The sequence below is a fragment of the Roseateles sp. GW821-FHT09G09 genome (genome assembly GCF_059415965.1).
Genome location: NZ_JBWKOG010000001.1, coordinates 404,173 through 430,303 on the forward strand (window position 1 = coordinate 404,173; position 26,131 = coordinate 430,303).

24 protein-coding genes are annotated in these 26,131 nt (G+C 69.0%); 9 read left to right on the plus strand and 15 right to left on the minus strand.

From position 1 onward, the window contains the following. Positions 1–105: 105 nt before the first annotated feature. The 4 genes from AC07O8_RS01780 to tgt form a co-directional block, all read right to left on the minus strand. Positions 106–564, minus strand: a complete 459-nt coding sequence (locus AC07O8_RS01780; RefSeq protein WP_495046410.1) for an STY0301 family protein — start codon at positions 562–564, stop codon at positions 106–108. A gap of 5 nt (positions 565–569) precedes the next feature. Next, on the minus strand, positions 570–1,013 hold the full coding sequence (locus tag AC07O8_RS01785) for a BPSL0067 family protein (protein WP_297530140.1): 444 nt from the start codon (positions 1,011–1,013) through the stop codon (positions 570–572). Between the two features lie 116 nt (positions 1,014–1,129). Further along, on the minus strand, positions 1,130–1,630 hold the full coding sequence (locus AC07O8_RS01790; protein ID WP_495046411.1) for a hypothetical protein: 501 nt from the start codon (positions 1,628–1,630) through the stop codon (positions 1,130–1,132). A 40-nt stretch (positions 1,631–1,670) separates the two neighbouring features. Beyond that, complete coding sequence (tgt, locus tag AC07O8_RS01795; RefSeq protein ID WP_495046412.1) at positions 1,671–2,798, minus strand: tRNA guanosine(34) transglycosylase Tgt; 1,128 nt, start codon at positions 2,796–2,798, stop codon at positions 1,671–1,673. A 113-nt stretch (positions 2,799–2,911) separates the two neighbouring features. On the opposite strand from tgt, the gene AC07O8_RS01800 reads away from it, so the two are divergent. Both AC07O8_RS01800 and AC07O8_RS01805 read left to right on the plus strand, forming a co-directional pair. Then, positions 2,912–3,694, plus strand: coding sequence for a substrate-binding periplasmic protein (locus AC07O8_RS01800; protein ID WP_495046413.1), 783 nt, complete (start codon positions 2,912–2,914; stop codon positions 3,692–3,694). A 54-nt stretch (positions 3,695–3,748) separates the two neighbouring features. Continuing rightward, on the plus strand, positions 3,749–4,345 hold the full coding sequence (locus tag AC07O8_RS01805) for an IMPACT family protein (protein ID WP_495046414.1): 597 nt from the start codon (positions 3,749–3,751) through the stop codon (positions 4,343–4,345). Here AC07O8_RS01805 and AC07O8_RS01810 read toward each other — a convergent pair. Both AC07O8_RS01810 and AC07O8_RS01815 read right to left on the minus strand, forming a co-directional pair. Next, positions 4,342–5,574, minus strand: coding sequence for a type II toxin-antitoxin system HipA family toxin (locus AC07O8_RS01810; protein ID WP_495046415.1), 1,233 nt, complete (start codon positions 5,572–5,574; stop codon positions 4,342–4,344). The two genes, AC07O8_RS01805 and AC07O8_RS01810, sit on opposite strands and share 4 nt — an antisense overlap. Continuing rightward, entirely contained in the window at positions 5,571–5,882 is a 312-nt protein-coding gene (locus tag AC07O8_RS01815; protein WP_495046416.1) for a helix-turn-helix domain-containing protein, read from the minus strand. The genes AC07O8_RS01810 and AC07O8_RS01815 overlap by 4 nt, the downstream gene beginning before the upstream one ends. Positions 5,883–6,074: 192 nt before the next feature. Here AC07O8_RS01815 and argG point away from each other — a divergent pair, with 192 nt between their 5' ends. Beyond that, positions 6,075–7,415 carry an argininosuccinate synthase gene (gene argG, locus AC07O8_RS01820; protein WP_495046417.1) on the plus strand — a complete coding sequence of 447 codons (1,341 nt, stop codon included), beginning with the start codon at positions 6,075–6,077 and terminating at the stop codon, positions 7,413–7,415. Positions 7,416–7,519: 104 nt separating this feature from the next. Next, complete coding sequence (locus AC07O8_RS01825; RefSeq protein WP_495046418.1) at positions 7,520–8,770, plus strand: hypothetical protein; 1,251 nt, start codon at positions 7,520–7,522, stop codon at positions 8,768–8,770. Positions 8,771–8,879: 109 nt separating this feature from the next. Here the strand turns inward: AC07O8_RS01825 and AC07O8_RS01830 are convergent, their stop codons facing one another. From AC07O8_RS01830 to AC07O8_RS01850, 5 genes are all read right to left on the minus strand, one after another. Then, a complete protein-coding gene (locus AC07O8_RS01830) occupies positions 8,880–9,554 on the minus strand; it encodes a PEP-CTERM sorting domain-containing protein (RefSeq protein WP_495046419.1) in 675 nt (224 codons plus the stop codon). A gap of 184 nt (positions 9,555–9,738) precedes the next feature. Further along, positions 9,739–10,713 carry an RNA polymerase sigma factor SigJ gene (gene sigJ, locus AC07O8_RS01835; RefSeq protein WP_495046420.1) on the minus strand — a complete coding sequence of 325 codons (975 nt, stop codon included), beginning with the start codon at positions 10,711–10,713 and terminating at the stop codon, positions 9,739–9,741. Next, positions 10,710–11,759, minus strand: coding sequence for a tRNA preQ1(34) S-adenosylmethionine ribosyltransferase-isomerase QueA (gene queA / locus AC07O8_RS01840; protein WP_495046421.1), 1,050 nt, complete (start codon positions 11,757–11,759; stop codon positions 10,710–10,712). The genes sigJ and queA overlap by 4 nt, the downstream gene beginning before the upstream one ends. Positions 11,760–11,775: 16 nt before the next feature. After that, the gene (locus AC07O8_RS01845) at positions 11,776–12,519 is read right to left on the minus strand and encodes a substrate-binding periplasmic protein (RefSeq protein ID WP_495046422.1); all 744 of its coding nucleotides are present in this window, start codon (positions 12,517–12,519) and stop codon (positions 11,776–11,778) included. A 185-nt stretch (positions 12,520–12,704) separates the two neighbouring features. Continuing rightward, complete coding sequence (locus AC07O8_RS01850; RefSeq protein ID WP_495046423.1) at positions 12,705–15,080, minus strand: YCF48-related protein; 2,376 nt, start codon at positions 15,078–15,080, stop codon at positions 12,705–12,707. Positions 15,081–15,214: 134 nt separating this feature from the next. Here AC07O8_RS01850 and recG point away from each other — a divergent pair, with 134 nt between their 5' ends. After that, on the plus strand, positions 15,215–17,371 hold the full coding sequence (recG, locus tag AC07O8_RS01855; RefSeq protein ID WP_495046424.1) for an ATP-dependent DNA helicase RecG: 2,157 nt from the start codon (positions 15,215–15,217) through the stop codon (positions 17,369–17,371). Positions 17,372–17,416: 45 nt separating this feature from the next. Here the strand turns inward: recG and AC07O8_RS01860 are convergent, their stop codons facing one another. The 3 genes from AC07O8_RS01860 to panB form a co-directional block, all read right to left on the minus strand. Further along, positions 17,417–18,139 carry a peptidylprolyl isomerase gene (locus AC07O8_RS01860; protein ID WP_495046425.1) on the minus strand — a complete coding sequence of 241 codons (723 nt, stop codon included), beginning with the start codon at positions 18,137–18,139 and terminating at the stop codon, positions 17,417–17,419. 207 nt (positions 18,140–18,346) lie between these two features. Next, positions 18,347–19,180, minus strand: a complete 834-nt coding sequence (gene panC, locus AC07O8_RS01865; RefSeq protein WP_495046426.1) for a pantoate--beta-alanine ligase — start codon at positions 19,178–19,180, stop codon at positions 18,347–18,349. Positions 19,181–19,182: 2 nt separating this feature from the next. Beyond that, positions 19,183–20,082, minus strand: a complete 900-nt coding sequence (gene panB / locus AC07O8_RS01870) for a 3-methyl-2-oxobutanoate hydroxymethyltransferase (protein WP_495046427.1) — start codon at positions 20,080–20,082, stop codon at positions 19,183–19,185. Between the two features lie 99 nt (positions 20,083–20,181). On the opposite strand from panB, the gene AC07O8_RS01875 reads away from it, so the two are divergent. Then, entirely contained in the window at positions 20,182–21,102 is a 921-nt protein-coding gene (locus AC07O8_RS01875; protein ID WP_297532779.1) for a hydrogen peroxide-inducible genes activator, read from the plus strand. Positions 21,103–21,470: 368 nt separating this feature from the next. Continuing rightward, positions 21,471–21,995 (plus strand): Dps family protein, encoded by a 525-nt coding sequence (locus AC07O8_RS01880; RefSeq protein ID WP_067280034.1) that lies wholly within the window; start codon positions 21,471–21,473, stop codon positions 21,993–21,995. On the opposite strand, the gene AC07O8_RS01885 is transcribed toward AC07O8_RS01880, so the two are convergent. Continuing rightward, on the minus strand, positions 21,996–22,949 hold the full coding sequence (locus AC07O8_RS01885) for a phosphate acetyltransferase (protein WP_495046428.1): 954 nt from the start codon (positions 22,947–22,949) through the stop codon (positions 21,996–21,998). Positions 22,950–23,068: 119 nt separating this feature from the next. Between AC07O8_RS01885 and AC07O8_RS01890 the strand changes: the two genes are divergently transcribed. Beyond that, positions 23,069–25,342 carry a DUF3141 domain-containing protein gene (locus AC07O8_RS01890; protein ID WP_495046429.1) on the plus strand — a complete coding sequence of 758 codons (2,274 nt, stop codon included), beginning with the start codon at positions 23,069–23,071 and terminating at the stop codon, positions 25,340–25,342. Next, entirely contained in the window at positions 25,339–26,130 is a 792-nt protein-coding gene (gene fabI, locus AC07O8_RS01895; RefSeq protein ID WP_495046430.1) for an enoyl-ACP reductase FabI, read from the plus strand. Before AC07O8_RS01890 ends, fabI begins: the two co-directional genes overlap by 4 nt. The last annotated feature ends 1 nt before the right edge of the window (position 26,131 follow it).

A 26,131-nucleotide genomic window follows, 5' to 3' on the forward strand; every position in this document is an offset into this window, starting at 1 on the left:
GTTGGGGGGTCGGCGATGCGACTGGCGACCTCGCGATGGCGACAACGGCTGCAAATGCTGGTCTCGACTTCGCGGGCTTCATGCGCCCAAATTCATCGAAACAATTCAACGGCAGCTCGCCGACGCCATCTTGAAGTCGCTGTTCTTCGAACGCTTGTAGACCACCTCGCAGCTGGAGTAGCCGTCGAGCGACCGCGCCAACTCAACGCGCGTTCGGAAGTAGCTGCAGACAGCGAAGCCGCCGGACATGCCTTGCAGGTTCCAGCTCTGCGTGCGCGTCGCGCCTCCCTTACCGTCCTTGCGCTCTTCTTCCTTGTCGTATATCTCGCCGTTGGGCGAGCCGACCGGGCCGCCGTTGACGGCGAAGTTGGTCAGGTCATGCTGGGTGCGCTCACTGCCTGCAGTCGTCGCAGACCAGCCCGCGGGTGCGGACGCGAGCGACTGACTTGTCAACGGAATCTGCACTGGACAGCTGAATGGCTCAGGCGCGGCCATCGAGTTGCCGGCAGCGGCGAGCAGCAGCGCGCCGGCAGCGCAGTGAAAGATCGACGAACGGATTCGCATTAGGTTCACCACTGGATGGTCGCGTAGTCGAGACCATTGTTCAGGTAGCTGGCACGCTTGCCGTGCTTTGCAGGCTCGAAGTACACGGTCCGCTCGGTGATCGCAACGATGCCGTTGTACTGCTCAATGATGCTGAAGCCGATGACCTCGCCCGACTTGTCCCGGACGGCGCCGTTGAAGAGGCCAGCATGCTGCCCAGTCGAGTTGTTGGGATAGTAGCCCCCGGCCGTCCAGCCCGTGGCGATGGGGGTTCCAACAGCAAGGCCCGCGACGAGGCGCCCGGTCAGATCCATCCCACGCTTCCAGTTGTTCGGCTGCGTCATAGGCGCGTCCGTGTTCTGCTTGACCAGCTCCACGCACGGTGTGGACGAAGAGCCAGGCCGATTCAATGGCGCCTTGCCGACGAGCTGCGACGGATTGAGGACGGCACCGAGATGCTCGGTGAACACGCGAGTTGGAGCGGAAGTGGCCACGGCGGATGAAGGGATCAAGTGAGGGCGACTGGAGTCTAGGAAGCCGATATCTCCCACCCTACCCACCAAAGTCACTTTGCGGGGCTTTGGGGTTAGGCGTTGCGATGTCCTCGCCGCATCAGCCGTTTGATCCTCAACTTGATCGCCCTTGCCGACCGCCACACCGCGCTCGCTCGCACCCAGACCAGCAGGCTTTCCTTCCACGCGGTCCAGCGGCCGTAGAGCCGCGCGAACCAGGGCAGGCTCATCAGCGCGGGCTGCGTCAACGCGAAGATCCGCGCGACCACGGCCGTGCCGACGACCTTCGCCAGCACGATGACGCTGAGCCCCAGGCCCGGCCGGCCGATGCCGATGAGCCAGAGCGCCAGCAGCTTGATCGGCAGCAGCAGCAGGCCCGGCAGGAAGAACACCAGCAGCGCCAGATACGGCGGAAGACGCCTCACGACGGCTTCCAGCTGGCGCAGTACCGGCAGGCGGCCGATGGCCGCCATCACGCGCTGCAGCGGCTCCCAGCCCCATTCCTCGAAGAGGATGACGATGGCCAGGACCACGCGGATCAGCCATCGGATCGGCGCGAAGAGCAACTTCAGCATCACGCCATCTTTGCACGCCCTGACTTAGCGCCTTCTGAAGTCAGACCCCGCGCGCCCGATCCGCCGCGAAGCGCTGCCGGAAGCCCTCGAAGGCGCCGGCGTCCAGCGACTCCCGGACTTCCTTCATCAGGTTGAGGTAGTAGTGCAGGTTGTGCACGCTCGTCAGCATGGGGCCGAGCATCTCGCCGCAGCGGTCGAGGTGATGCAGGTAGGCGCGGCTGAAGTTCTGGCAGCAGTAGCAGGTGCAGGTGTCGTCCACCGGCTTCTCGTCGGACTTGTAGCGCGCATTGCGCAGCCGCAGGTCGCCGAAGCGGGTGAACATGTGGCCGTTGCGCGCGTTGCGCGTGGGCATGACGCAGTCGAACATGTCCACGCCCTGCCGCACGCCTTCGACCAGGTCTTCCGGCGTGCCCACGCCCATCAGGTAGCGCGGCTTGTCCGCCGGCAGCTGATGCGCGATGTGATCGAGGATGCGCAGCATGTCCGCCTTGGGCTCCCCCACGGACAGCCCGCCGATCGCGTAGCCCGGCAGGTCCAGGTCCTTGAGCCCGGCCAGCGACACGTCGCGCAGGTGCTCGAACATCCCGCCCTGCACGATGCCGAACAGCGCGTTCGGGTTCTGCAGCTTGCGGAACTCGTCCTGGCAGCGCTTGGCCCAGCGCAGGCTCATCTCCATCGACAGCCGCGCTTCCTTCTCGGTCGTCAGCTGGCCCTTGGACTCGTAGGGCGTGCATTCGTCGAATTGCATGACGATGTCGCTGTTGAGCACCGTCTGGATCTGCATCGAGATCTCCGGCGTCAGGAACAGCTTGTCGCCGTTGACCGGCGACGCGAACTTGACGCCCTCCTCGCTGATCTTGCGCATCTCGCCCAGCGACCAGACCTGGAAGCCGCCCGAGTCCGTCAGGATCGGCTTGTTCCAGCTCTCGAAGCGGTGCAGGCCGCCGAACTGCTTCATGATGTCCAGGCCCGGTCGCATCCACAGGTGGAAGGTGTTGCCCAGGATGATCTGCGCGCCCATCTCCTCGAGCGAGCGGGGCATCACCCCCTTGACGGTGCCGTAGGTGCCCACCGGCATGAAGATGGGCGTCTGCACGACGCCATGGTTGAGCGTCATCACGCCGCGACGGGCGCGGCCTTCGGTCTTGAGCAGTTCGAACTTCAGCATGGGCGCGATTATCGGGCCCCGCGTTCGCTGGGGGTCGAGGCAGGCCGGCGCCTTCGGGCTCCGGCGTAGACTCGTCGCGCAATCGGGAGCGCAGACTCCCGCGGAGAAGCATCTTGAGGTCCTGGATCGCCGCCTTCGTCGCGACGGCCGCCTGCGTGATCGCGTCGGCGCCCGCGCTCGCCTGCGGGCCGTACACGGTCGGCCTCTACGAGTACAGCGGGCTCTACTACCGCGACGCCCAGGGCCGATGGACCGGGATCGACAAGGACGTCGTCGACGAGGTGGCCCGCCGCAGCGGTTGCAAGCTCAAGGCTGTCACCGAGTCGCGCGTGCGCATCTGGGCGCAGATCGCCTCCGGCCAGATGGACATGACGGTCTCCGCGCTGATGACCAAGGAGCGCGAACTGCTCGTCGAGTTCATCCCGTACATCGAGTCCAAGCAATTCGTCGTGATGCGTCCGGCGCTGGCGGCCCGCTTGTCGACGCCCGCGGCCTTCCTCGCCGACAGGGCGCGTCGCGTCATCGTCGTGCGCGGTTATGTCTTCACGCCGACGGTGGAGTCCTGGCTCACGTCCCTGCGCATCCAGGGCCGCGTCGACGAGGCGCCCGATCAGCCCACCGCGATCCGCATCTTCAAGGCCGGCCGCGGCGACGCCGTCGTGCTGGGCGCGCACAGCCTGGCCAGCGCGCGGCGCGCCGATCCGGTGTTCGCGGCCTTCACCGCGCTGTCCTTCGCGCCGAACGAGCGCAGCATCGGCGCGCTGGCGCTGTCCCGCGAGCGCATCCCGCAGGTCGATCGCGACCTCATGCGGCATGCCGTCGAGGAGATGCTGAAGGACGGCACCATCGACGGCTTCAAGCACCGCCATCTCGGCGACGTGTCCGAGACGCCCTAGCGACGGGCACCCACGGCCGGCGGCGTGCCCCGCCGGGCCGCGACAATCGCGGCCATGCCCCACAGCCTCGCCGCGCCGGTCCACGCCGAACTGATCATCAAGAAGAGCCGCTTCATCGGCTGCGTCGAGTCGGTGCCCGATCGCGCGGCGGCGCTCGCGCGGGTCGAGGCGCTGCGCGCCGAGCATCCCGGCGCCGCCCATGTCTGCTGGGCGCTGATGGCGGGCGGGCAGTCCGCCGCCAACGACGATGGCGAGCCCGGCGGCACCGCCGGGCGGCCGATGCTGGAGGTGCTGCGCCATCAGGACCTGGAAGGCGTGCTGGCGACGGTGGTGCGCTACTTCGGCGGCGTGAAGCTGGGCGCGGGCGGCCTCGTGCGCGCCTACACGGACGCCGTCGCGCAGGCGCTGCTGAAGGCCGACAAGGTGCCGGTGATCCGGCTGCGCACGCTGCGCTGCACCCTGCCCTATGCGCAGGAAGGCCTGTTGCGCCGCGAGGCCGAGAAGGCCGGCGCGCTGCTGGTGGACGTGGCGCACGGGGCGCTGGTCGACGTCACGCTGCGCTTGCCGGAGAGCGCCGCCGACGCGTTCATCGCCCTGCTCAACGAAGCCGGGCAAGGGCGGATCGGCTGGCTGAAGTCCCCCGAAGACTAAGGGGTCGCGCCGCAACGTCGCACATTGGCAGCGACGACGGCGGCAATGGCCGACCTGGTTGCCCGTCGGACGCCCTCTGCGTCCAACGCCTCGACCAGTCCGCGCGCGGTTTCGCACATCCCATCGATGACGGCCTTCGCATGTTGGTTCGGGATGTCGCAAGCCTGCGCCAGGTGCAACAGATGCTCGCGCCCCGGGCTCTGCGCTTCTCCCATCACCGAGGTCTGGTGGTAGCCGCCCGGCCCCGCATTGAAAGTCAGATCGAAGGCGGGCGCGAGCGACCATTCCATCCGTCGGTTCATCCTCAGAGCGAAATTCTTCGTGTGATCGTCGCGGTTGTTGAAGACGACGTTGAACACGCAACGTTGGAAGGCCTTGAGCACCTCCGGATGGCTGGCGGTCACGAACTTCGTCGCCTGCAGCAGCTGCTGATAGTCCGCCGAGGGCAGGCGGAAGTCGGCATGAAGCAGAGAGGCGAAGGACTGCACGGGCACTCGCATGCCATCGCTGCGATCGAAACGCTCCACGCCGAAGGCGGCCAGCTTCGGCGCGATCTTGAACAGATGGATCGGCGGCATGTCGATGTCTGCCGCCTGAGCGAGTCGCGCATAAGCGACTTCGATACCGCACACCTCGACGTGCTCGTCCTGCGCGGGAAACTTCACCAGCCACGGGGCGCCCGGCGCCTGGGGGTCGGTGCTCACACGGCGTGATTGCGGATCGAACTGGACCAGCGCCTTGGGCCGCGCCCCCTGCGGAGAGCCGCCCACCACGGCCAAGGTCTTGAGCGCCTCGGAGTCGCGGTCCTCCACCACGTCATGCGCCGCCTGGGCCAACTGCAGCAGCGTCAGGTCTTCCTGCGTGATCTCCACGTCGCTGGCCGGTTTGAACGAGAGTGCCCCCATGGCCCGGTCGGCGATGAAACTCAGTCGATCCAAGGTGCTCAGGCTCGCCGGTTCGCGTCCGGATTTCCGGAAGACCCGGTCCATCAGCAGCAAGCCCCAGCCATCGGGCAGCGCGTCGGCAATGAATCCGGGAACACCGCCGAGGTGGCGCGGAAAGTCCGAGTAGGTCTGTACCTGCAGGGGCACCCGCAGCGGTGAGAACTCGATGCCGCGCGCGATGGCCTCCGCGGAGTACTCGAACAAGGTCGTCCGTGCGCGCAACGCCAAGGTGCCCAGGGTCCACGACTGGCCCCAGCCCTGGAAGACGATCTCGACCTTGTTCATGTCTTCCCCGACCTCACGCGTTGGCGCGGCGGTGTCTCTAGCCGTTCGAGATCGGCGATGGACAGCGCGGCCTTCGGCTGGAAAGCGTCTTCCAGTTCGACGATGAGCGCCAGCACCTGCAGCACCTTCACGAGCGAGGCCACGGTGACGTTGCCACCCGCTTCAAGATTCCTCACGGCGTTCAGCGCCACACCGGCGCGCAGCGCCAAGTCCCGCTGGGTCCACGACCTCGACATCCTCTGCAGACGCAGCCGCTCGCCGAGCTCCGCCTGGATCTGGGTCGCCGATGCCAATCTGAAGTCAATCATGAAGCGTCCTTTTATAGATGCTTATGTCCCGATAATACGGCTTAAGCACCCTTAAAGAGGCTCTTATTTCCAACTCGCTCTGTCGAGGTGTCCCTCCCGGTTCCACTCCTCCATCGCCCATCCGCGAAGCCTCGCCGGCCTCCGCAGCCTAGAATCGCCGGCTGTTTTCCCCACTACCGCGCGAGACTGCCCGTGGCCGCAACCATCCTCCAAAAGATTCCCGCCGGCGAGCGCGTCGGCATCGCCTTCTCGGGCGGCCTGGATACCAGCGCCGCGGTGCACTGGATGCGCGGCAAGGGCGCCGTCCCCTGCGCCTACACCGCCAACCTCGGCCAGCCCGACGAGAGCGACTACGACGAGATCCCCCGCAAGGCCAAGGCCTACGGCGCCGAGATCGCCCGCCTGGTCGACTGCCGCGCGCAGCTGGTCGCCGAAGGCATCGCCGCCCTGCAGTGCGGCGCCTTCCACATCAAGAGCGGCGGCGCCACCTACTTCAACACCACCCCGCTGGGCCGCGCCGTGACCGGCACCGCCCTGGTCGTGGCGATGCGCGATGACGGCGTCAACATCTGGGGCGACGGCTCGACCTTCAAGGGCAACGACATCGAGCGCTTCTACCGCTACGGCCTGCTGGCCAACCCGGCGCTGAAGATCTACAAGCCCTGGCTGGACCAGACCTTCATCGACGAGCTCGGCGGCCGCAAGGAAATGAGCGAATACCTCATCGCCAACGGCTTCGACTACAAGATGAGCGTGGAGAAGGCCTACTCGACCGACTCCAACATGCTGGGCGCCACCCACGAGGCCAAGGACCTGGAGTTCCTGAACCAGGGCATGAACATCGTCAACCCGATCATGGGCGTGGCCTTCTGGAAGGAAGACGTCGTCATCCAGGCGGAGACGGTGTCGGTGCGCTTCGAGGAAGGCGTCCCGGTCGCGATCAACGGCCGGACCTTCCCCGACCTGGTCGAGCTGTTCATGGAAGCGAACCGCGTCGGCGGCCGCCACGGCCTGGGCATGTGCGACCAGATCGAGAACCGCATCATCGAGGCCAAGTCCCGCGGCATCTACGAGGCCCCCGGGATGGCGCTGCTGCACATCGCCTACGAGCGCCTGGTGACCGGCATCCACAACGAGGACACCATCGAGCAGTACCGCATGAACGGCATGAAGCTCGGCCGCCTGCTGTACCAGGGCCGCTGGTTCGACCCGCAGTGCCTGATGCTGCGCGAGACCGCCCAGCGCTGGGTCGCCCGCGCGATCACCGGCGAGGTGACGCTGGAGCTGCGCCGCGGCAACGACTACACGATCCTCGACACCGTCAGCCCCAACCTGACCTACGCGCCGGAGCGCCTGTCGATGGAGAAGGTCGAGGACGCGCCCTTCACGCCGGCCGACCGCATCGGCCAGCTGACGATGCGCAACCTGGACATCGCCGACACGCGCGACAAGCTCGGCGTCTACAGCCGCAGCGGCCTGCTGGGCAAGCATTCGGAAGGCTCGATCCCGCTGCTGACCGGCGGGGACGAGTAAGCCGCGGTTCCCTGTGAAAGCCGCCGTCATCGGCGGCTTTTTTCATGGGGTGTCGGCGGCGCCTCGCGACACTGATCGGGCTCCCCTGTTTCGTGAGAGCTCTCATGCGTCCGATCGCCCTGTCCGCCCTGCTTCTGCTTGCCGGCGTCTTGTCCGACGCCACCGCCGCAGCACCTCCCGCAGCCCCTTCCGAGTCAACGGCCTCCCCTGGCGAATGGAAGAAGTGGCACGGCGGTTGGGTACGGCTCGAAGCAGACGACAACCACAACCTGAGCTGCCTCAGTCCCGACGGCACGAACTGCTACTGGAGCGGTGAGGTGGCCGATCCGAAAACCTTCGACGAGCGCCAGTTGCGACCGCTCGTCTGCGGCACGGCTCACATGCGCTCGGTGTGGCAAGTCAACGGCTACAACGACGAGCGGGCCGGCGAGGAGGACGGCGACCTGCATTGGTGCCGCTCTGCCTATGCCACGCTGTTCGCGAAGTGGCAGGACTATTCCGTGCTCGGCGCCAGGCACTGGCTGTCCGAAACACCGGCCGGCGACGCCATGTGCCACTCGACGGATGGCAAGACTTGCACGCCGGTCACCCCGGGGCAATCGCAGCCGCCGGCCGGCGATGTGCATCCGCTGGTGTGCGGCGCCCATCACCGCCGCATGAAGGGCAATGACGGTTATGGTCAGCCCGATCACTGGTGCGCGACGCCCAAGATCGACGAGGACTTCGGCAAGCAACAAGCGACGGGTGACTGGACGCAGATCAAGGCCAAAGGATGGGTCAACGTCATCGAGCCCGCCATGCTCCTGCGCGTCAAGGTGCCTGAAGGGCGGTCGCTGACCCTGCGCACGGAGGCGCTGCTCGGCAACCCGGTGATTCATCAGCAGCAGGCACTTTCGAAGGCATTTTTCGGGCTGGAGTTCGGAAAGCACCTTCGTTTCCATCTGGGAGACGCCTCCGTCGAGGCACCCCCATCCTGGACGAGGCTGGAACCGTCGAGCGATGAGGTCACGGTGGCTGCGACCGTGACGCCGAAAGGCAATGCCTGCTTCTTTGCCGGGAAGAACGGGGGCCGCTTCTTTGCCGATGCGAACCTGATCGGCGACACCCGCCAGATGCTCGACGACACCGGGCAGCCTGTCCGTTTCAAGGCCAGCAGCACCGAAGCGATGGCGATGCTGATGACCGGGAAGCCGATGACGGCCGTCGGACCCGTCGATTGGCGCGCCGACGCCGGGCCCGACTTCGCGATCGACAAGGTGCTGATGCTGTACGCCCGTTTCGTACCGGTCGAAGGCGACGACACCGGCAGGAAGAAGCGCCCGATCTACTACGCGGCTGATTGCGACCAGCGGTGATCCGTCGCCCGGGGTCATTCGATCCCGGCAAAGCAAAAAGCCGCTGATCACTCAGCGGCTTTTTCTTTGCGTCGAAGCGAGGCGGGGCTGGGCGCGAGGCCCGTCAGCCTCAGCCGCGACGGCGGCGCGCCAGGAAGCCGAGCGCGCCCAGGCCGGCCAGCATCAGCGCGTAGGTGTGCGGTTCCGGCACGGCCGGTGCGACTGCGGCGTTGACGTTGGAGCTCAGGAACTCCGCGCGCAGGCCGGTGAAGTTGTAGGTCTGGTCGACCGTGTCGGTCACGACGAACTGCAGCGTGTTCACGCCGGCGAGGAAGCCGCTCGACGCCGAGAACGAGGTCCAGTCCGCATAACCGCGCTGGCCGGAGATCGTCGAGATCGCCACGCCGTTGAGCAGCAGCACGCCGTTGTTGTCCGCCGCCCAGTGGCCGGTGAACGCGGCGCTGCTGGCGTCGAAACCGGTCAGGTCGAAGCTCAGCGTCCAGGTGAAGGTCGAGTTGCCGTTCGGGCTGTAATTGGTGTTCTGGTCGGCACCCGGGATCAGCCACGCCGAGGACGCGGTGTTGGGCAGCCAGCTCGGGAACGGGTCCGCGTTGCCGTTGCTCACGACGCCGAAGCCCGACAGGCCGGCCGCGTCGCCGGTCGCCGTGTACTTGTAGTTGGTGTCGGTGCTGCCGGTCGACTGTCCGGCGCCGGTATTCACCAGGCCCCCGATGGAAGCGGCGGCGGCCAGACCGCTGAACAGCGCAGCGGCGGCGGCGATCGAGGTGCGAGCAAACAGCGTCATGTGAATCCCGGGCGGTGGTAGATCTTGTCGGCCCGATTGTCCCTAAAGCTAGGGATGTACGCCCCCCCGTGGGCACGGGGGGACACCACAGTCCGAAAGAGGGGTCGGGTGTTGCCCGAGCGGTCATGTCGCGCCAGAACAGCGCGCTTTCGCCTCAGAAGGGCGCATCGCGCCCATCACGGGATCATGTCGCACCGTCTTCGCGCGGGGCGGACATGCCCGGTGGGACCGGCGCCGGCGACGCAGCCGGCGCGATCCTGGGGAGGTGCCCGAGCTTGTCGGGATTGCGCTGGACATAGATCGCGCTGATCCGGCCCGGTTCCGGCGCAGGGCGCAGTGCGACGGTCTGGACCGGCTCGCCGGCCGCGTCGTAGACGATGTAGCCCGGCAGCCCGTTGACGCGCGCGGGGCGGATGCGCCAGTCCCGGGCGGCGGGCATCTTCACGAAACCCACGAAGGTCCGCGCCACCAGGGCCCCGCCCTCGAGCTTCCGCGGCACCGCCGAGACCTTGCCGCCGCCGTCCGCGAGCAGGATCGCGTCATCGGTCAGCAGCTGGGCCAGTCCTTCGACGTCGAAGGACTGCAACGCCCCCACGAAAGCCTGGAACAGGCGCTGGCGCTCCTCGTCCTCGACCTCGTGACGCGCGTAGTCCGCCTTGACGTGCTGCCGCGCGCGGCTCGCCAACTGGCGGCAGGCCGCCGCGCTGCGGTCCAACCGGCGCCCGATCTCCTCGAAGTCCAGCTCGAACACCTCGTGCAGCAGGAAGGCGGCGCGCTCCAGCGGGGACAACCGCTCCAGCGTCAGCATGAACGCCACCGACACGTCCTGCGCGAACTCCGCCTGGGTCTCCGGGTCCGGCGACCAGTCGCCGGCCTCGTCGATCAGCGGCTCGGGCAGCCACACGCCGACGTACTGCTCGCGCCGCATCGCCGCCGACTGCAGCCGGTCCAGGCAGAGGTTGGTCACCAGCCGGGACAGGAAGGCGCCGGCGTGGCGCACGGTCGACTCGTCGACATCGGCCCAGCGCAGCCAGGCCTCCTGGACGATGTCCTCGGCCTCGGCGCGCGATCCCAGCATCCGGTAGGCCAGCGCCCGCAGCGCCCGCGCGTGATCGCGGTCGTAACGCAGCGCACGCGCGGCGGGCGAGTCGTCAGTCACCGGATCGCTCCCGCGCGCTCCAGCAGCATGGCGTCGCCGTAGCTGAAGAAGCGGTAGCGCTGCGCGATCGCGTGGCGGTAGAGCGCCATGATCGGCTCGTAGCCGGCGAAGGCCGACACCAGCATCATCAGCGTGCTCTTGGGCAGGTGGAAGTTGGTCACCAGCCGGTCGACGACCTGGAAGTCGAAGCCCGGCGTGATGAAGATGTCGGTCTCGCGCGCGCCGGCCTTCAGTCCGCCGACCAGCGCCGCCGATTCCAGCGCGCGCAGCGTCGTCGTGCCGACGGCGGTCACCTTGCCGCCCGCGGCGCGGCAGCGCGCGATCGCGTCGACGGTCTCCGGCGTGACCTGGAACCACTCGCTGTGCATCTTGTGCTCGGCCAGCGACTCGACGCGCACCGGCTGGAAGGTGCCGGCGCCGACGTGCAGCGTGACATGCGCCGTGCCGACGCCGCGTGCCGCCAGACGCGCCAGCAGCGCCTCGTCGAAGTGCAGCGCCGCGGTCGGCGCGGCGACCGCGCCGGGCTCCCGCGCGAACACGGTTTGGTAGCGCCGCACGTCGTCGGCCGAGTCGCCGTGCTCGATGTAGGGCGGCAGCGGCACATGGCCGTGCTGCTCGAGCAATTCGAACGGGTCGCCGGACAGCCGCAGGTGGAAGAGCCCGTCGTCCGGCCCGCAGCGGCCGAGGACCTCGGCGTCGAAGGCGTCGGCGAAGCGCACCACGGCGCCCGCCTTCGGGCTCTTGCTGGCGCGCATGTGGGCCCAGACCTCGCGGGTGCCGGGCAGCACGCGCTCGACCAGCGCCTCGACGGCGCCGCCGCTGGCCTTGGCGCCGTACAGCCGGGCCTTGATGACCTTGGTGTCGTTGAACACCAGCAGATCGCCCGGGTTCAGCAGGTCGGGCAGTTCGCGGAACACGCGGTCGACGGGGGGATCGGACCGGCCGTCGAGCAGGCGCGAGGCGCTGCGTTCCGCGGCGGGATGCTGGGCGATGAGATCGGGGGGCAGAGCGAAATCGAAATCGCTCACCGAGAAGGTTCGGGACATGCGGGCGATTTTCCCACTACTGCCAGCGCGCCCCTTGCTGCAGCAGGATCGCGAGCCGGCCGCTGCCCTGCAGCTCGCCGATGCCGCGGCTCAGCGCGGCGGCCAGGCGCTCGCCCTCGGGCCGGAGCTTCGAGAACACGGTGTACAGCGGGATCTCCGACACCGCGGGTTCCAGCCACGCCAGCTTGCCGGCGGACTCGCGCAGGTGCGTCTCCATCAGGTGGGCGGCGACGCCCTTGTCGATCAGCGCCAGATCGACGCGCCCGGCCAGCAGCTTGCGCAGGTTGGCGAGGTCGTCGACGGCGCCTTCGACCGGCAGGTTCGCCGCGTCGAAGTGCGGCGGGTTCGCGTACCCGTTGACCACGCCGATGCGCAGGTCACGCAGGGCGGCGAGGTCGTCGACGCGGCGCCTGCGGTCCGCCCGCGCCATGAATCCGACCTGGTTGAGGATGCCCAGCGCCTGCGGGAAGCGCATCGTGCGCTCGCGCTCGGCCGACCGCCACGCGCCGATGACGCCGTCGTGGTCGCCGCGATGGAACTCGAGCAGCGCCCGGGCCCAGGGCCGGAAGGTGAGCGTCATCGACTGGCCCGCCTGGTGCAGCGCGGCGCGCGTGATCTCGCAGGCGATGCCGCCGCCGGGCAGGGTGCTGCCGGTATACGGCGGGAACTCCGTGGCGACCATGCGCACCGGCGCGTCCGCCGCGCGTGCGGGCAGGGCAGCGGCGGCAAGCCAGAGCAGGCTCTCGCGGCGGGTGGTCATGGACGTGCGGATCGGGCAAGGGAGGTGGACACAGCCTAGCAGCCAGCCGCGTCGGATGCGCCCCTGTCGATCGGGGGGAAATGCCCGGTCGCTCGCCCGGAAGCGGCAATCGGTCACGGCGGTCCATGAAAAAAGCCGGCCGGGTCTCGCGACCCCGGCCGGCTTTCAGATGCCGTCGCCTGCGCTTACTGGCCGCCGGTGCCCGTGGCCAGCAGGGTGCCGTTGCTGCCGGAGATCCAGCCGGTGCGGGCATCCAGGAACTGCACCTGCGTCAGCGTGCGTTGCGTGCCGGACGCCTGCGAGCGCCAGCTCTTGCCGCCGTCGGTCGTCAGCAGGATCGTCCCGACGTCGCCGACCGCCCAGCCCCGCTGCGCATCCAGGAAGCGGATGCCACGCAGCGACAGGCCGGTGCCGCCGAAGCCGGCCGACTGCCAGGTCACGCCCAGGTCGGTCGAGGACATCAGCAGCCCGTTGTCGCCGACGGCCCACAGCGTCGAAGGGTCGCTGAAGGCCAGCTGGCGCAGCGCCGAGGACGTGCCGGAGAAACGGCCGGTCCAGGTCTTGCCGCCGTCGGCGCTCACCGCGATGCGACCGCCCTCCCCGACCATCACGCCGTTCTTGCCGCTGAACTTGATGTCGTTGTAGGCGACGTCGAGCTTGGCCTGTTCGGTCCAGGTCTTGCCGCCGTCCGTCGTCGACAGCACCGTCGACGTCGCCGGGTACGCCCAGTAGGCGCTCGCCGTCACTGCGAAGCCGTTGGCCGCGTCGGTGAAGTGGAAGGCGCTCACCACCCGATTGGCCGGCATCAGCGGCGTCAGCCACTTGGCGCCGCCGTCTTCGGTCACGTAGACGCGCCCGTCGCCGGCCAGCAGCCAGCCGGTCTTGGCATCGATGAACTGGAAGCGGGACGCCTGCGTCGAGCTCGACGGCGACGCCAGGCCGGTCAGCTTGGCCGTCCAGTCCAGCCCGCCGTTGGTGGTCTCCATCAGGTCGCCGCCGTTGGTCAACGCGATGCCGCGCTTGGCGTCGAAGAACCAGAAGGCCGTCAGGGTCTTGGCGGCCGCATCCGGGTCCGGGCCCGCGACGCGCTTCCAGGTCTGCAGCCCGTCATTGCTCAGCAGCGTGGCGCCGTTGTAGGTGCTCACCGCCAGCCAGCTCTGGCCGCCGATGCGGGTCAGGCGGTAGGTGTAGGTCGGATCGGTCAGCCCCTTCAGGCGCGTCCAGTTGGCCCCGCCGTCGATCGACACGTCGTACACGGTGACGCCGGTGCCGTTCTCGTAGTACTGGCGCAGCCAGTTGCCATCCGGCTGCATCGAGTAGTAGGTGCTGAAGCTCGGCGCGCCGGATGGGGCCGGCAAGGCCGCCCAGGTGCGTCCGCCGTCCTGGGTGCGGTACAGCGTGCCGTTGTAGGTGAGGGCGCCCACCAGTCCGTCGAGCATCTGGATCGAGCCCGAGAAGGGCCAGTAACCCACGGGCAGACCCTGCGCATCGAAACTCGCCCAGGTCAGGCCGCCGTCGGTGCTGAGACGGAAACGCTGCACGTAGGTCGTGCCCGAGCCCGGCACGTAGGTCTCCGTGTAGCTGCGCACCTGGACCGTCCTGCCCCAAGCCTGGACGACGGGCTGGCGGTCCGTCGTGTCCAGGGTCAACGCGGTGGTCACCGTCTTGCCGAGATCCGTCGAGCGACGCAGCGTCAGACCCTCGAGCACCCACAGCGTGCCGTCATTCGCCAACTGGGGCTCGCCTTGGAAGGCCTGCTCGACCCAGGTCGCGCCGCCATCGCTCGTCGCGCGCAGACGGCTACCGTCGACCAGCGCCAAGGTGTTGGCACCGGCCAGCTGGAGCTTGGGCGCGTAGGCTTGTGCGGTGCCGATCGGCTGCAGCGTCCAGTGCTCACCGCCGTCCGTCGTGCGCAGCAACGCGCCGAAGTCGCCGACGATCCAGCCGTTCTTCGCATCGGCGAAGCGCACGCTGTTCAGGCGCGTGGTGACGCCACTGGCCACCTTGGACCATGTCTGCCCGCCGTCGACCGTGCGCAGGATCTCTCCGCCATCGCCGACCGACCAGCCGTTGTTGACGTCCAGGAAGCGGACGTCGTTCTGCACCGTGCCCGTCGGTCGCGGCGCCTGCCAGCACCAGCCGGCGTTGTCGGCGGCGCTGCAGTTCAGGCCCTGCACGTGGGCCCGGTTGAACACCGTCACCGCCCACTTGACCTCCTTGGAGGCCCCGGCGGCGTTCGACACCTTCAGCGACACCTGGTAATCGCCGACCTTGGCGAAGTCATGCTTGGGACTGGCGTCCGTGCTGGTGGTGCCGTCGCCGAACGTCCAGGCGAAGCTCAGGCCCGCGGTGGTGGCGGCATTGCTGGTGAAGGCGGTGGCCGACGTGACGTCGGTGGTCGCGGACGCGGCGATCGCCAGATTGTCGGGAATCGCCACGCCCTGCACCGGCGGCGGCGGGGGTGGAGGCGGCGGGGAATCGTCACCGCCGCCGCCGCAGGCGCTCAGCAGCGCGGCACTGATCAGCACGCCGGCCCAGCCGGCGCGCATGCGTTCGTTCATGCTCAAGGAATCCTCCCGATGTTTCAATTTGTTTGCTTTTTTTAGCGGGCGGATTCTGCATCAACTTCACGCGATCTGAACGCCTCGGTCCCTCGCCCGAACGGGGGATCGCCCCAAGGCAAAATCCCACCCACATGACCCAGGCCAGCACCGCTCCATCGTCACCGCCGCCGCCCGCGACGCCGGGTCGCGCGGGAGCGGGCGCAGACGCCGCTCCGCCCAAGTCCGCGCCGCAGAAGGCGATGGAGAAGATGGGACTGGCGCGCGACATCGACCTCGCGTTGCACCTCCCGCTGCGCTACGAGGACGAAACCACGCTGACGCCGCTGGGCCGCGCCCACGACGGCGACACGATCCAGTGTGAAGGCGAGGTCGTCGAGAGCCGCATCGAGCACCGCGGCCGCCGGCAGCTGCTGGTCAAGCTGCGCGACGACGACGGCGCGCTGCTGACGCTGCGTTTCCTGCACTTCTATCCCGCCCATCAGAAGACGATGGCGGTCGGCACCCGCGTGCGCGTGCGCGGCGAGATCCGCGTGGGTTTCTTCGGCCGCGAGATGGTCCACCCGAACTTCCGCAAGGTCGACGCGGACACGCCGCTGTCGACCTCGCTGACGCCGGTCTACCCGACCAGCGCCCAGCTCCCGCAGGCCTACCTGCGCAAGGCGGTCGCGTCCGCGCTGCGCAGAGCGCCGCTGGACGAGGTGCTGCCGCTGGCGCTGGTACCCAAGGGCCTGCCCGCGCTGCGCGACGCCCTGAACTTCCTGCACCATCCGCCGCCGTCGGCCGGCCTGTCCACGCTGGAGGACCACACCCATCCGGCCTGGCAGCGGCTCAAGTTCGAGGAACTCCTCGCCCAGCAGCTGAGCCAGCAGCGCGCCCAGCGCGAGCGCGCCCTTCTGCGCGCCCCACCCCTGCGCGGCGCGGCGGGCGGCCTGCATGAACGGCTGCTCGCCGCCCTGCCCTTCGCATTGACCGGTGCGCAGCACCGCGTCGCCGAGGAGATCGCCGCCGACATCGCCCGCCCGCAACCGATGCACCGCCTGCTGCAGGGCGACGTCGGCTCCGGCAAGACGGTGGTGGCCGCGCTCGCGGCCGCCGTGGCCATCGACGCCGGCTGGCAGTGCGCGTTGATGGCGCCCACCGAGATCCTGGCCGAGCAGCACTTCCGCAAGCTCATCGGCTGGCTGGAACCGCTGGGGATCCGCGTCGCCTGGATCACCGGCAGCGTCAAGGGCAAGGCGCGGCAGAAGATGCTCGACGCGGCCGCCTCGGGCGAGGCCGCGCTGGTCGTCGGCACCCACGCGGTGATCGAGGAGAAGGTGCGCTTCCACCGCCTGGGGCTGGCGATCATCGACGAGCAGCACCGCTTCGGCGTCGCGCAGCGGCTGGCGCTGCGCAAGAAGCTCGCCGACGAGGCGGCCGGGGCCGCGGAGGCAGGCGCGCCAGGCGCGCCCGGTTCGGGCCCGCTCGAGCCCCACCTGCTGATGATGAGCGCCACGCCCATCCCGCGCACGCTCGCGATGACCTACTTCGCCGACCTGGACGTGTCGACGATCGACGAGCTGCCGCCGGGACGCAGCCCCATCGTCACGCGCGTCTTCGCGGACGGCCGGCGCGACGACGTGATCGAGAAGATCGCCGCCGCCGTCGAGGACGGGCGGCAGGTCTACTGGGTCTGCCCGCTGATCGAGGAGTCCGAGGCGCTCGACCTCAAGAACGCCACCGAGACGCACGCCGAGCTCGGCGCCGCGCTGCCGGGCAAGCGGGTCGGGCTGCTGCACGGGCGCATGCCGGCGGCGGAAAAGGCGGCGGTGATGTCGCTGTTCAGCAGCGGGCAGATGGACATCCTGGTCGCGACGACCGTCATCGAGGTCGGCGTCGACGTGCCCAATGCCAGCGTGATGGTCATCGAGCATGCGGAGCGCTTCGGCCTGTCGCAGCTGCACCAGCTGCGCGGGCGCGTGGGACGGGGGTCGGTCGCCAGCGTCTGCGTGCTGATCTACACCGGGCCGCTGTCGGACACCGGCAAGTCGCGCCTGCGCGCGATGGCCGAAACCACCGACGGTTTCGAGATCGCGCGTCGCGACCTCGACATCCGCGGGCCGGGGGAATTCATGGGGGCGCGCCAGAGCGGCGCGCAGCTGCTGCGCTTCGCCGACCTGCAGGAGGATGCGCCGCTGCTGAGCGCGGCGCGGGCGCTGGCGCCCCGGCTGCTCGACGAGCAGCCGCGCGCGGCGCAGCTGCAGGTCGAACGCTGGCTCGGTCACAAGACCGAATACCTCAAGGCCTGAACCGTCCAGGCCTGATCGCGCGGGGCGGGACCAGGCCGGACCGGATCACCGCAGGCGGATCGCCCAGTACAGCAGGACTTCGGTCGCCGGGGTCTCGGCACCGGTGTAGAGCTGCGGCTCGGCGTTGATCTTGTCGACCGTGGCCTGGCCCGAGATCACGCGGCCGAAGGCCGCATAACCCGGATCCGTGGCGGACTTGTAGTCCAGCACCGCGCTGTTGTCGACCGAGTTGAAGAAGAACTGGCTGGTCGCAGAGTCGAACGGCGTGGCCTGGCGCGCCATCGAGATCGTGTACTTCAGGTTGGACACGCCGACGTTCGTCTCCAGCTTGATGGTGCCACCGAGGTTGGCGCCCGGGCTCTTGGAGACGTAACCCGTGATGAAGCCGCCGCCCTGCGCGACGAAGCCCGGCACCACGCGGTGGAAGATCGTGTTGTCGTAGTACTTCGCGTCGACGTACTTGAGGAAGTTGGCGACGGTGATCGGCGCGCGGGTGTCGAGCTCGACGACCATCTCGCCGTCGCTGGTCAGCATGCACACGACGTTGGCCGCGGTGCTCGCGGTCGCCGCGGCGATGCCGGCGGTGCTGCACGAGGTCGTCGGCGCGACCGGCACCGGGTTCGGCTTGGGCGTCTGCACCGGGGTGCCGCTGTCGTTGTCGCTGCCACCGCCGCAGGCGGCCAGCATCAAGGCGCCGCCCAGCGCGGCGCACAAGGCCAGCAGGCGGGGTTTGGACGAGATCGTGGAGGTGAGGGTGATCGACTTCATGTGGGCTCGCGTGGGAACACGGGGCTCCCGCTTTCTGGCAAAGAAGGGCGAAGTATCGTGGGCGGATCGACACAAGTCAGGGGGGTGGGTGCGCGCGCCGCACGAAATCAGACCGGGCTTTCCCTAACGCCATCTTTACAGAGTGTCGGACCTCACCGAGCGGATTGTGGACAGCCCAGGATCCTCGCCGGAAAGACACGTTCCGTTTCAGAACTCGAGGTTGTCGATCAGGCGCGTCTGGCCGATTTTCGCGGCGGCAAGCGCCACCAGCGCGTCGCCCTCGCGCGCCGTGCCGAGGTCATGGCGGCGGCGCAGCGTGAGGTAGTCCGGCGCCCAGCCCGCGTCCCGCAAGGACTGCATCGCGTCGGCCTCGATGCGGTCGAGGTCCCGCTCCCCGGCCTGCCAGCGCGCGATCATCGCCTTCAGCGTGCGCGACAGCAGCAGCGCCTCCTGCTTCTGCTGCTCGCTGAGGTAGCCGTTGCGCGAGGACAGCGCCAGGCCGTCGCCATTGCGCTCGGTCTCGCCCGCGAGGATGCGGATCGGCATCGCCAGCTGGTCGACCATGCGGCGGATCACCATCAGCTGCTGGTAGTCCTTCTTGCCGAAGACGGCGACGTCCGGCCGCACGATCTGGAACAGCTTGGCGACCACCGTGCAGACGCCGATGAAGAAACCCGGTCGGAAGTGGCCTTCCAGGATGTCGGCCAGGTCCGCCGGCGGGTGCACCTTGTAGCCCTGCGGCTCGGGGTACATCTCGCGCTCGTCGGGCGCGAAGACGAGGTCGCAGCTGGCGCTGGCCAGCAGGTCGGCGTCGCGCGGCAGCGTGCGCGGATAGCGGTCGAAGTCCTCATGCGGCGCGAACTGCAGTCGGTTGACGAAGACGCTGGCGACGACCAGGCCGTCGGGACCGACGGCCGCGCGGGCCTGGCGCACGAGCGTCAGGTGGCCCTCGTGCAGGTTGCCCATCGTGGGCACGAAGGCGACCTGGCGGCCGCCCGCGAGCGCGGCGCGCAGGCCGGCGATGTCGTGGTGGATCCGCATGATCAGTAGGTGTGCTCGGCGGCGGGGAAGGCGCCGGACTTGACGTCGGTCACGTAGCGCGAGAAGGCCTCGCCGATCGAGGCCGCGCCCTGCAGGAAGTCGCGCACGAAGCGCGGCTTGCGGCCGCCGCCCACGCCCAGCATGTCGTGCATGACCAGCACCTGGCCGGAGCACTCCGCGCCGGCACCGATGCCGATTACCGGCACGCCGAGGGACCGGGTCAGCTCGCCGGCCAGCGCCGCCGGCACCATCTCCAGCAGCACCATCTGCGCGCCGGCGTCGACCAGCTCGCGCGCATGCGCCTTGATGCGCGCGGCGCCGGCTTCGTCGCGGCCCTGCACCTTGAAGCCGCTCAACGCGGTCACCGTCTGCGGCGTCAGGCCGAGGTGGGCGCAGACGGGGATGCCGCGTTCGGTCAGGAAGCGGACCGTCTCCGTGGTCCAGCCGCCGCCTTCGAGCTTGACCATGTGCGCGCCAGCCTGCGCCAGCTGCATCGCGTTCTGCCAGGCCGCCTGCGGCGACTCGTGGTAGGTGCCGAATGGCAGGTCCGCGATGATCCAGGAGACCCGCCGCGCGCGCGCCACGTTGGCCGTGTGATACACCATCGCCTCCAGCGTGACCGGCACCGTCGTCTGCAGGCCCTGCACGACGTTGCCCAGCGAATCGCCGATCAGGATCGAGTCCACGCCGGCGTCCTCCATCGCATGCGCGAAGGTGGCGTCATAGGCGGTCAGCATCGCGATCTTCTCGCCGGCGGCATGCATGTCGAGCAGGCGCTGCAGCGTGACGGGCTTGCGGTCGGGCGAAGCGCCCGCCGGACGCGGCACGGCATAGAGGGACGTCGGCGAAGATGTCGGGGAAGGCGCCGGCGGAGCGGTCGGGGGGGAGGTCGATTCGGTCATGCGTATCCCCTGGAGGAAGATCCGGGGGGGTCCGGGGGGTGGGGCGGCAGTGTACCGGGACGGTGTCACGAAGCCGCTTTCTGAGGACAATGCCGGCCCATGACCCTGACTGAACTGCGCTACATCGTCGCCGTCGCCCGCGAGCGCCATTTTGGCCGCGCCGCGGAAGCCTGCTTCGTTTCCCAACCGACCTTGTCGGTGGCGATCAAGAAGCTGGAGGAGGAGCTCGACGTCAAGATCTTCGAGCGCGGCGCCAACGAGGTGACGATGACGCCGCTCGGCGAGGACATCGTGCGCCAGGCGCAGTCGGTGATCGAGCAGGCCAGCGCGATCAAGGACATCGCCAAGCGCGGCAAGGATCCGTTGGACGGGCCACTGCGGCTGGGGATCATCTACACGATCGGGCCCTACCTGCTGCCGGAGCTGGTCAAGCACTGCATCGACCTCTATCCGCGCATGCCGCTGATGCTGCAGGAGAACTTCACCCAGAAGCTGCTGGACATGCTGCGCACCGGCGAACTGGACTGCGCGATCATGGCCGAGCCCTTCCCCGACGCCGGCCTCGCGGTGGCGCCGCTGTACGACGAGAGCTTCGTCGTCGCGGTCCCGGCCGTGCATCCGCTGGCGAAGAAGCCGCGCATCAGCGCCGAGGAGCTCAAGGCCGAGACGATGCTGCTGCTGGGCAACGGCCACTGCTTCCGCGATCACGTGCTGGAGGTCTGCCCGGAGTTCGCGCGTTTCTCGACGGACGCCGAAGGCATCCGCAAGAGCTTCGAGGGCAGCTCGCTGGAGACGATCAAGCACATGGTGGCGTCCGGCATGGGCGTCACGGTGGTGCCGGCGCTGAGCGTGCCGGACCACGTCCCGCCCCACCTGCGCTACGTGCCCTTCGAAGACCCGGCGCCGACGCGCCGCGTCGTGCTCGCCTGGCGCCGGACCTTCACTCGCTACGAGGCGGTCGCGGCGCTGCGCAATGCGGTGTACGCCTGCACCCTCAAAGGCGTGACCTTGCTGTCTTGAGGCGGCGCGCGGCGGTTGGTTTTCCCAATCGTCGCGCTTGAACTATTCAAATATCCAGATCGATAGCTCTTCTCTAAAGTCCTCCTTCTGCGCCCTCGCGGTCCTCCCTTCGGGAGATTGCGGCGACGGGCGTTTCGGATTTCATCTGCAAGGAGCAAGACATGACCCCACGTTCCGGACAACGCACACTCGGTTGGCTGCTGGTCGCCACCGGCGCCGCGCTGAACGTGCAGTCGCTGATCGACTGGATGCGACACAGCGTCGCCTGAGCAGCCCCCGTCGCACGCGCCTCGGTCATGTTGCCGATCCCCTGGATCGGTTAGGCTGCGCAGCGTCTTTTGTCTTCCATTCCCGTTAGGAGTCCCTCGATGGCCAAGAAGAGCCCCTCTCCCGCCAAAGCCGCCTCCGCCAAGGGCGCCCCGTCCATCCAGATCGGCATCAGCGACAAGGACCGCGCCGCGATCGCGCAAGGCCTGTCCAAGCTGCTCGCCGATACCTACACCCTCTACCTGACCACGCACAACTTCCACTGGAACGTGACCGGTCCGATGTTCAACTCGCTGCACGCGATGTTCATGGCCCAGTACACGGAACTGTGGAACGCCGTGGATCCGGTCGCCGAGCGCATCCGCTCGCTGGGTCACAAGGCGCCGGGTTCGTACGCGCAGTTCGCGGCGCTGAGCTCGCTGCCGGATGCCCCCACGACGCCGCCCAAGGCGCTGGACATGGTCCGCATCCTGGTCGACGGCCATGAGGGCGTCGCCCGCACGGCGCGCGCACTGTTCGACCTGGTCGACAAGGCCAGCGACGAACCGACCGCCGACCTGCTCACCCAGCGCCTGACGGTGCACGAGCAGACCGCGTGGATGCTGCGCTCGCTGCTGGAAGAGTGATCAGCCCACGGCCTTGATGCGCCCGGCCCGCCGGGCCTCCGCCAGCATCGAGGCCAACGCGCACGACGCGAGCCGCGCCGTGCGCGAATCGGCGCGGCTGGTGAGCACGATCGGCACCTTCGCGCCCAATACCACCCCCGCCGCGTAGGCCTGCGCCAGGAAGCTCAGGCTCTTCGCGAGCATGTTGCCCGCGTCCAGGTCCGGCACGATCAGCACGTTGGCCTTGCCCGCCACCGGCGACACGATGCCCTTGATGCGCGCCGCTTCGGGATCGATGGCATTGTCCATCGCCAGCGGCCCGTCCAGCACCGCGCCGGTGATCTGCCCGCGGTCCGCCATCTTGCACAGCGCGGCGGCGTCCAAGGTCGACGGCACCTTCGGATTCACCGTCTCCATCGACGACAGCAGCGCCACCCGCACCTCCGGCAGATGCAGCGCGTGCGCGAGGTCGATCGCGTTCTGCACGATGTCGACCTTCTCCTCGAGCGTCGGCGCGATGTTGATCGCCGCGTCCGAGATGATCAATGGCTGCGCATGCCCCGGCACGTCCATCACGAAGCAGTGGCTGATGCGCCGCGCGGTGCGCAGGCCGCCTTCGCGCCGCACCACGGCGCCCATCAGTTCGTCGGTGTGCAGGCTGCCTTTCATCAGCGCGTCAACCTCGCCCTTGAGCGCCATCGCCACGCCCATCTCCGCGGCCGCATGGCTGTGCGGCGCATCGATCAGCGTATGGCGCGACAGGTCCACGCCGGCCGCCGCCGCGGCCTCCGACACCTTGCCGGCCGGGCCGATCAGGATCGGTTCGATCAGCCCCAGCGCGGCCGCTTCCGTCGCCGCGAGCAGGGACACGTCGTTGCAGGGGTGGACCACCGCCATGCGCAGCGGCGGCAGATGGCGCACCGCCTCGATGAGGCGGTCGTAGTGCGGATGGGCACCGGGCGTCTGTTCGGTCATTGTTCGATCACCCTGCGTCTCCCTGGGACATTGACAACGAGTCGCGGTCGATGATGCATGCTGCGGTGCAACAAATCAAGCCGAGCGGACCTCGCGAGGCGGTGCTGGGAGCAAGACGAATGTCCGGAACGTCCGACTGGATCCACGACTGGCAAGCGTACGCGACCGACGCGTGGCAGCGCTCGCTGCTGACGCTGGACACGATGCGCGAGCGCGGCAACGTGTTCCTCGACCACCTGAAGGCCGGCAAGCCCGCGCTGCTCAAGTTCGAACATGAACTGCTGATCGACGGCCGCGACCTGCCGCAGCCCTGCAACTACGCACTGCTGCGCATCCTGCCGGCGGACGGCGACATCGTCGATCCCACGCGGCGGCCCATCGTCGTCGTCGATCCGCGCGCGGGCCACGGCCCGGGCATCGGCGGCTTCAAGCCGGACTCCGAGATCGGCGTCGCGCTGCGCGCCGGCCACCCGGTCTACTTCATCACCTTCGAGCCGGAGCCGGTCGAGGGTCAGACCTTGCTCGACGTGGCGCGCGCCGAGGCCCACTTCATCGAGGAGGTGGCCCGCCGCCATCCGAAGGCGCCGGGCCTGCCGGCGGTGATCGGCAACTGCCAGGCCGGCTGGGCCGTCGCCGCGCTCGCCGCCGTGCGCAACGACCTGATGGGGCCGATCATCCTGAACGGCGCGCCGCTGTCGTACTGGGCCGGCTCGCCCGCGCAGAACCCGATGCGCTACGCGGGCGGCGCGCTCGGCGGGGCGTGGATGTCGGCGCTGTCGGCGGACCTCGGCGGCGACCGCTTCGACGGCGCGCACCTGGTCGCCAACTTCGAGAACCTCAACCTGGCCAACAGCTGGTGGGACAAGTACTACCACCTCTACGCCAACGTCGACACCGAGCGCGAGCGCTTCCTCGACTTCGAGCGCTGGTGGGGCGGCTACTTCCGCATGACCGGCGAGGAGATCGAGGCCATCGTCGAGAACCTGTTCATCGGCAACCGCCTGGCGCGCGGCGACATCGAGCTGGAGGGCTACCGGCTGGACCTGCGCAACATCACGGCGCCGATGGTGATCTTCGCGTCCTGGGGCGACAACATCACGCCGCCGCAGCAGGCGCTGGACTGGATCATCGACGTCTGGGGCAGCGAGAAGGCGCTCATCAAGGCGGGCCGCACCATCGTCTACATGCTGCATCCGCGCATCGGCCACCTGGGCATCTTCGTCGGCGGCGGCATCGCGCGGCGCGAGCATGAGCAGATCCTCGACACGCTGGAGCAGATCGTCGCGCTGCCGCCCGGCCTGTACGAGATGAAGATCGACGCCCGCGATCCCGACGCGCCGCTGGCCGCGCTGGAATCGGGCGACTACTCGGTGAGCTTCGAGACCCGCACCGTGGACGACCTGCGCGCGCTGAACCCGGAATGCCGCCGCGACGAGGCGCTGTTCAGCACGATCGCGCAGGTCTCCGAGATGAACATGCGCCACTACCGCCAGTGGTGGCAGCCGGCCGTGCGCGCGGTCGGCAGCAAGGCGCTCGGCGACTGGCTGCGCTGGATGCATCCGCTGCGCCAGCAGCATCTGGCGATCTCCGACCTGCATCCGCTGGCGCCGTGGCTCAAGCAGGCGGCCGACGGTGCCCGCGCGCAGCGCCAGGGCATCGACGCGGAGAACCCCTGGCTGAAGTGGGAGCAGCTCGGCTCCCGCGCGATCAGCGAATCGCTGGACCGCCTCGGCCATCTCCGCGACTCGACGCTCGTGCATTGGATCGAGGCGGTCTACGGACCGCAGGGCCTGGGCGTGCTGCTGCCGCCCCGTGAGTCGGACATCGCCTCGGGCACCGCACACGCGGCCGCCGATGAACGCGAAGGCCGTCGCATGGCGCTGGAACAGGTCGAACAAGGCGGCTTCGCCGACGCGGTCTGCCGCATCCTGCTCGCGGGCCTCGCGCACCGGGGCGTCGTGCAACGGCGCGGGCTGGTGCTGGGTCAACTGCTGGCCGATTCGCACCGCCGCATGGCCGCGGAGGCCGAAGGCGCCGTCGCCGCCGACGCGGTGCCGGGCGAGGATTGGGCCACGCTGCTGCATCGGCAGGCGCTGATCGTCACCTTCGCGCCGGACGAGGCGATGGCCGCGCTGCCGACCCTGCTGCCGACGCTCGAGGACCGCGAACAGGCCCTGGCGCTCGCGAGCGCGGTGCTGATGGCCGAATCCGAGCTCGCCGATCCGCGATCGCCGGCGGCGCGCTACGTCCAGGAGCTGCTGCACGTCGATCCGGCGCGCGTCGCCGACATGGCGCTGGCGTTGTCGACGCCCGCCACGCCGACCGCGGCAACGGTGTCGATCGCGGCGTCTCCCGCTCCCAAGCCCGCGCGCCGGCGCAAGGCGGTCGCATGAACTCCGCCGCCGTGCAGTTCGGCCGTCTGCTGGCCGGGCGCAAGGTGCTGATCACCGGCATCGCCAACGACCAGTCCATCGCCTACGGTTGCGCCCGCGCCTTCCGTGCGATGGGCGCGGACCTGGCGCTGACCTACCTCAACGACAAGGCGCTGCCGCACGTGAAACCGCTGGCCGACGACCTCGGCGCCGAACTCCTGCTGCCGCTGGACCTGCGGGACCCCGAGGCGCTCGACGCCGTCTTCGCCGCCGTGTCCGCGCGCTGGGGCGTGCTGCACGCCGCGCTGCACTCGATCGCGTTCGCGCCGAAGGAGGATCTGCACGGCCGCCTGATCGACAGCAGCGCCGCCGGCTTCGCGATGGCCATGGACATCTCGTGCCACAGCTTCATCCGCATGGCGCGGCTGGCGGAGCCGCTGATGCGGGCCGCCGGCGGCACCCTGTTCACGATGAGCTTCCAGGGCGCCAGCCGGGTGGTCGAGCACTACAACCTGATGGGTCCGGTGAAGGCCGCGCTGGAAGCCTCGGTGCGCTACCTGGCGCATGAGCTGGGTCCGGCGGGCATCCGGGTGCACGCGATCTCGCCGGGGCCGATCGCGACGCGCGCGGCGTCGGGCCTGGAGGAATTCGACCAGCTGCTGGCCGACGCCGCCGCCCGCGCACCCGCCCACGCGCTGGCGACGATCGACGACGTCGGCTACGCGACCGCGATGCTGGCGGGCGATCATGCGCGACTCATCACCGGCTCCACGCTGTACGTGGACGGCGGTTATCACATCATGGGGTGAG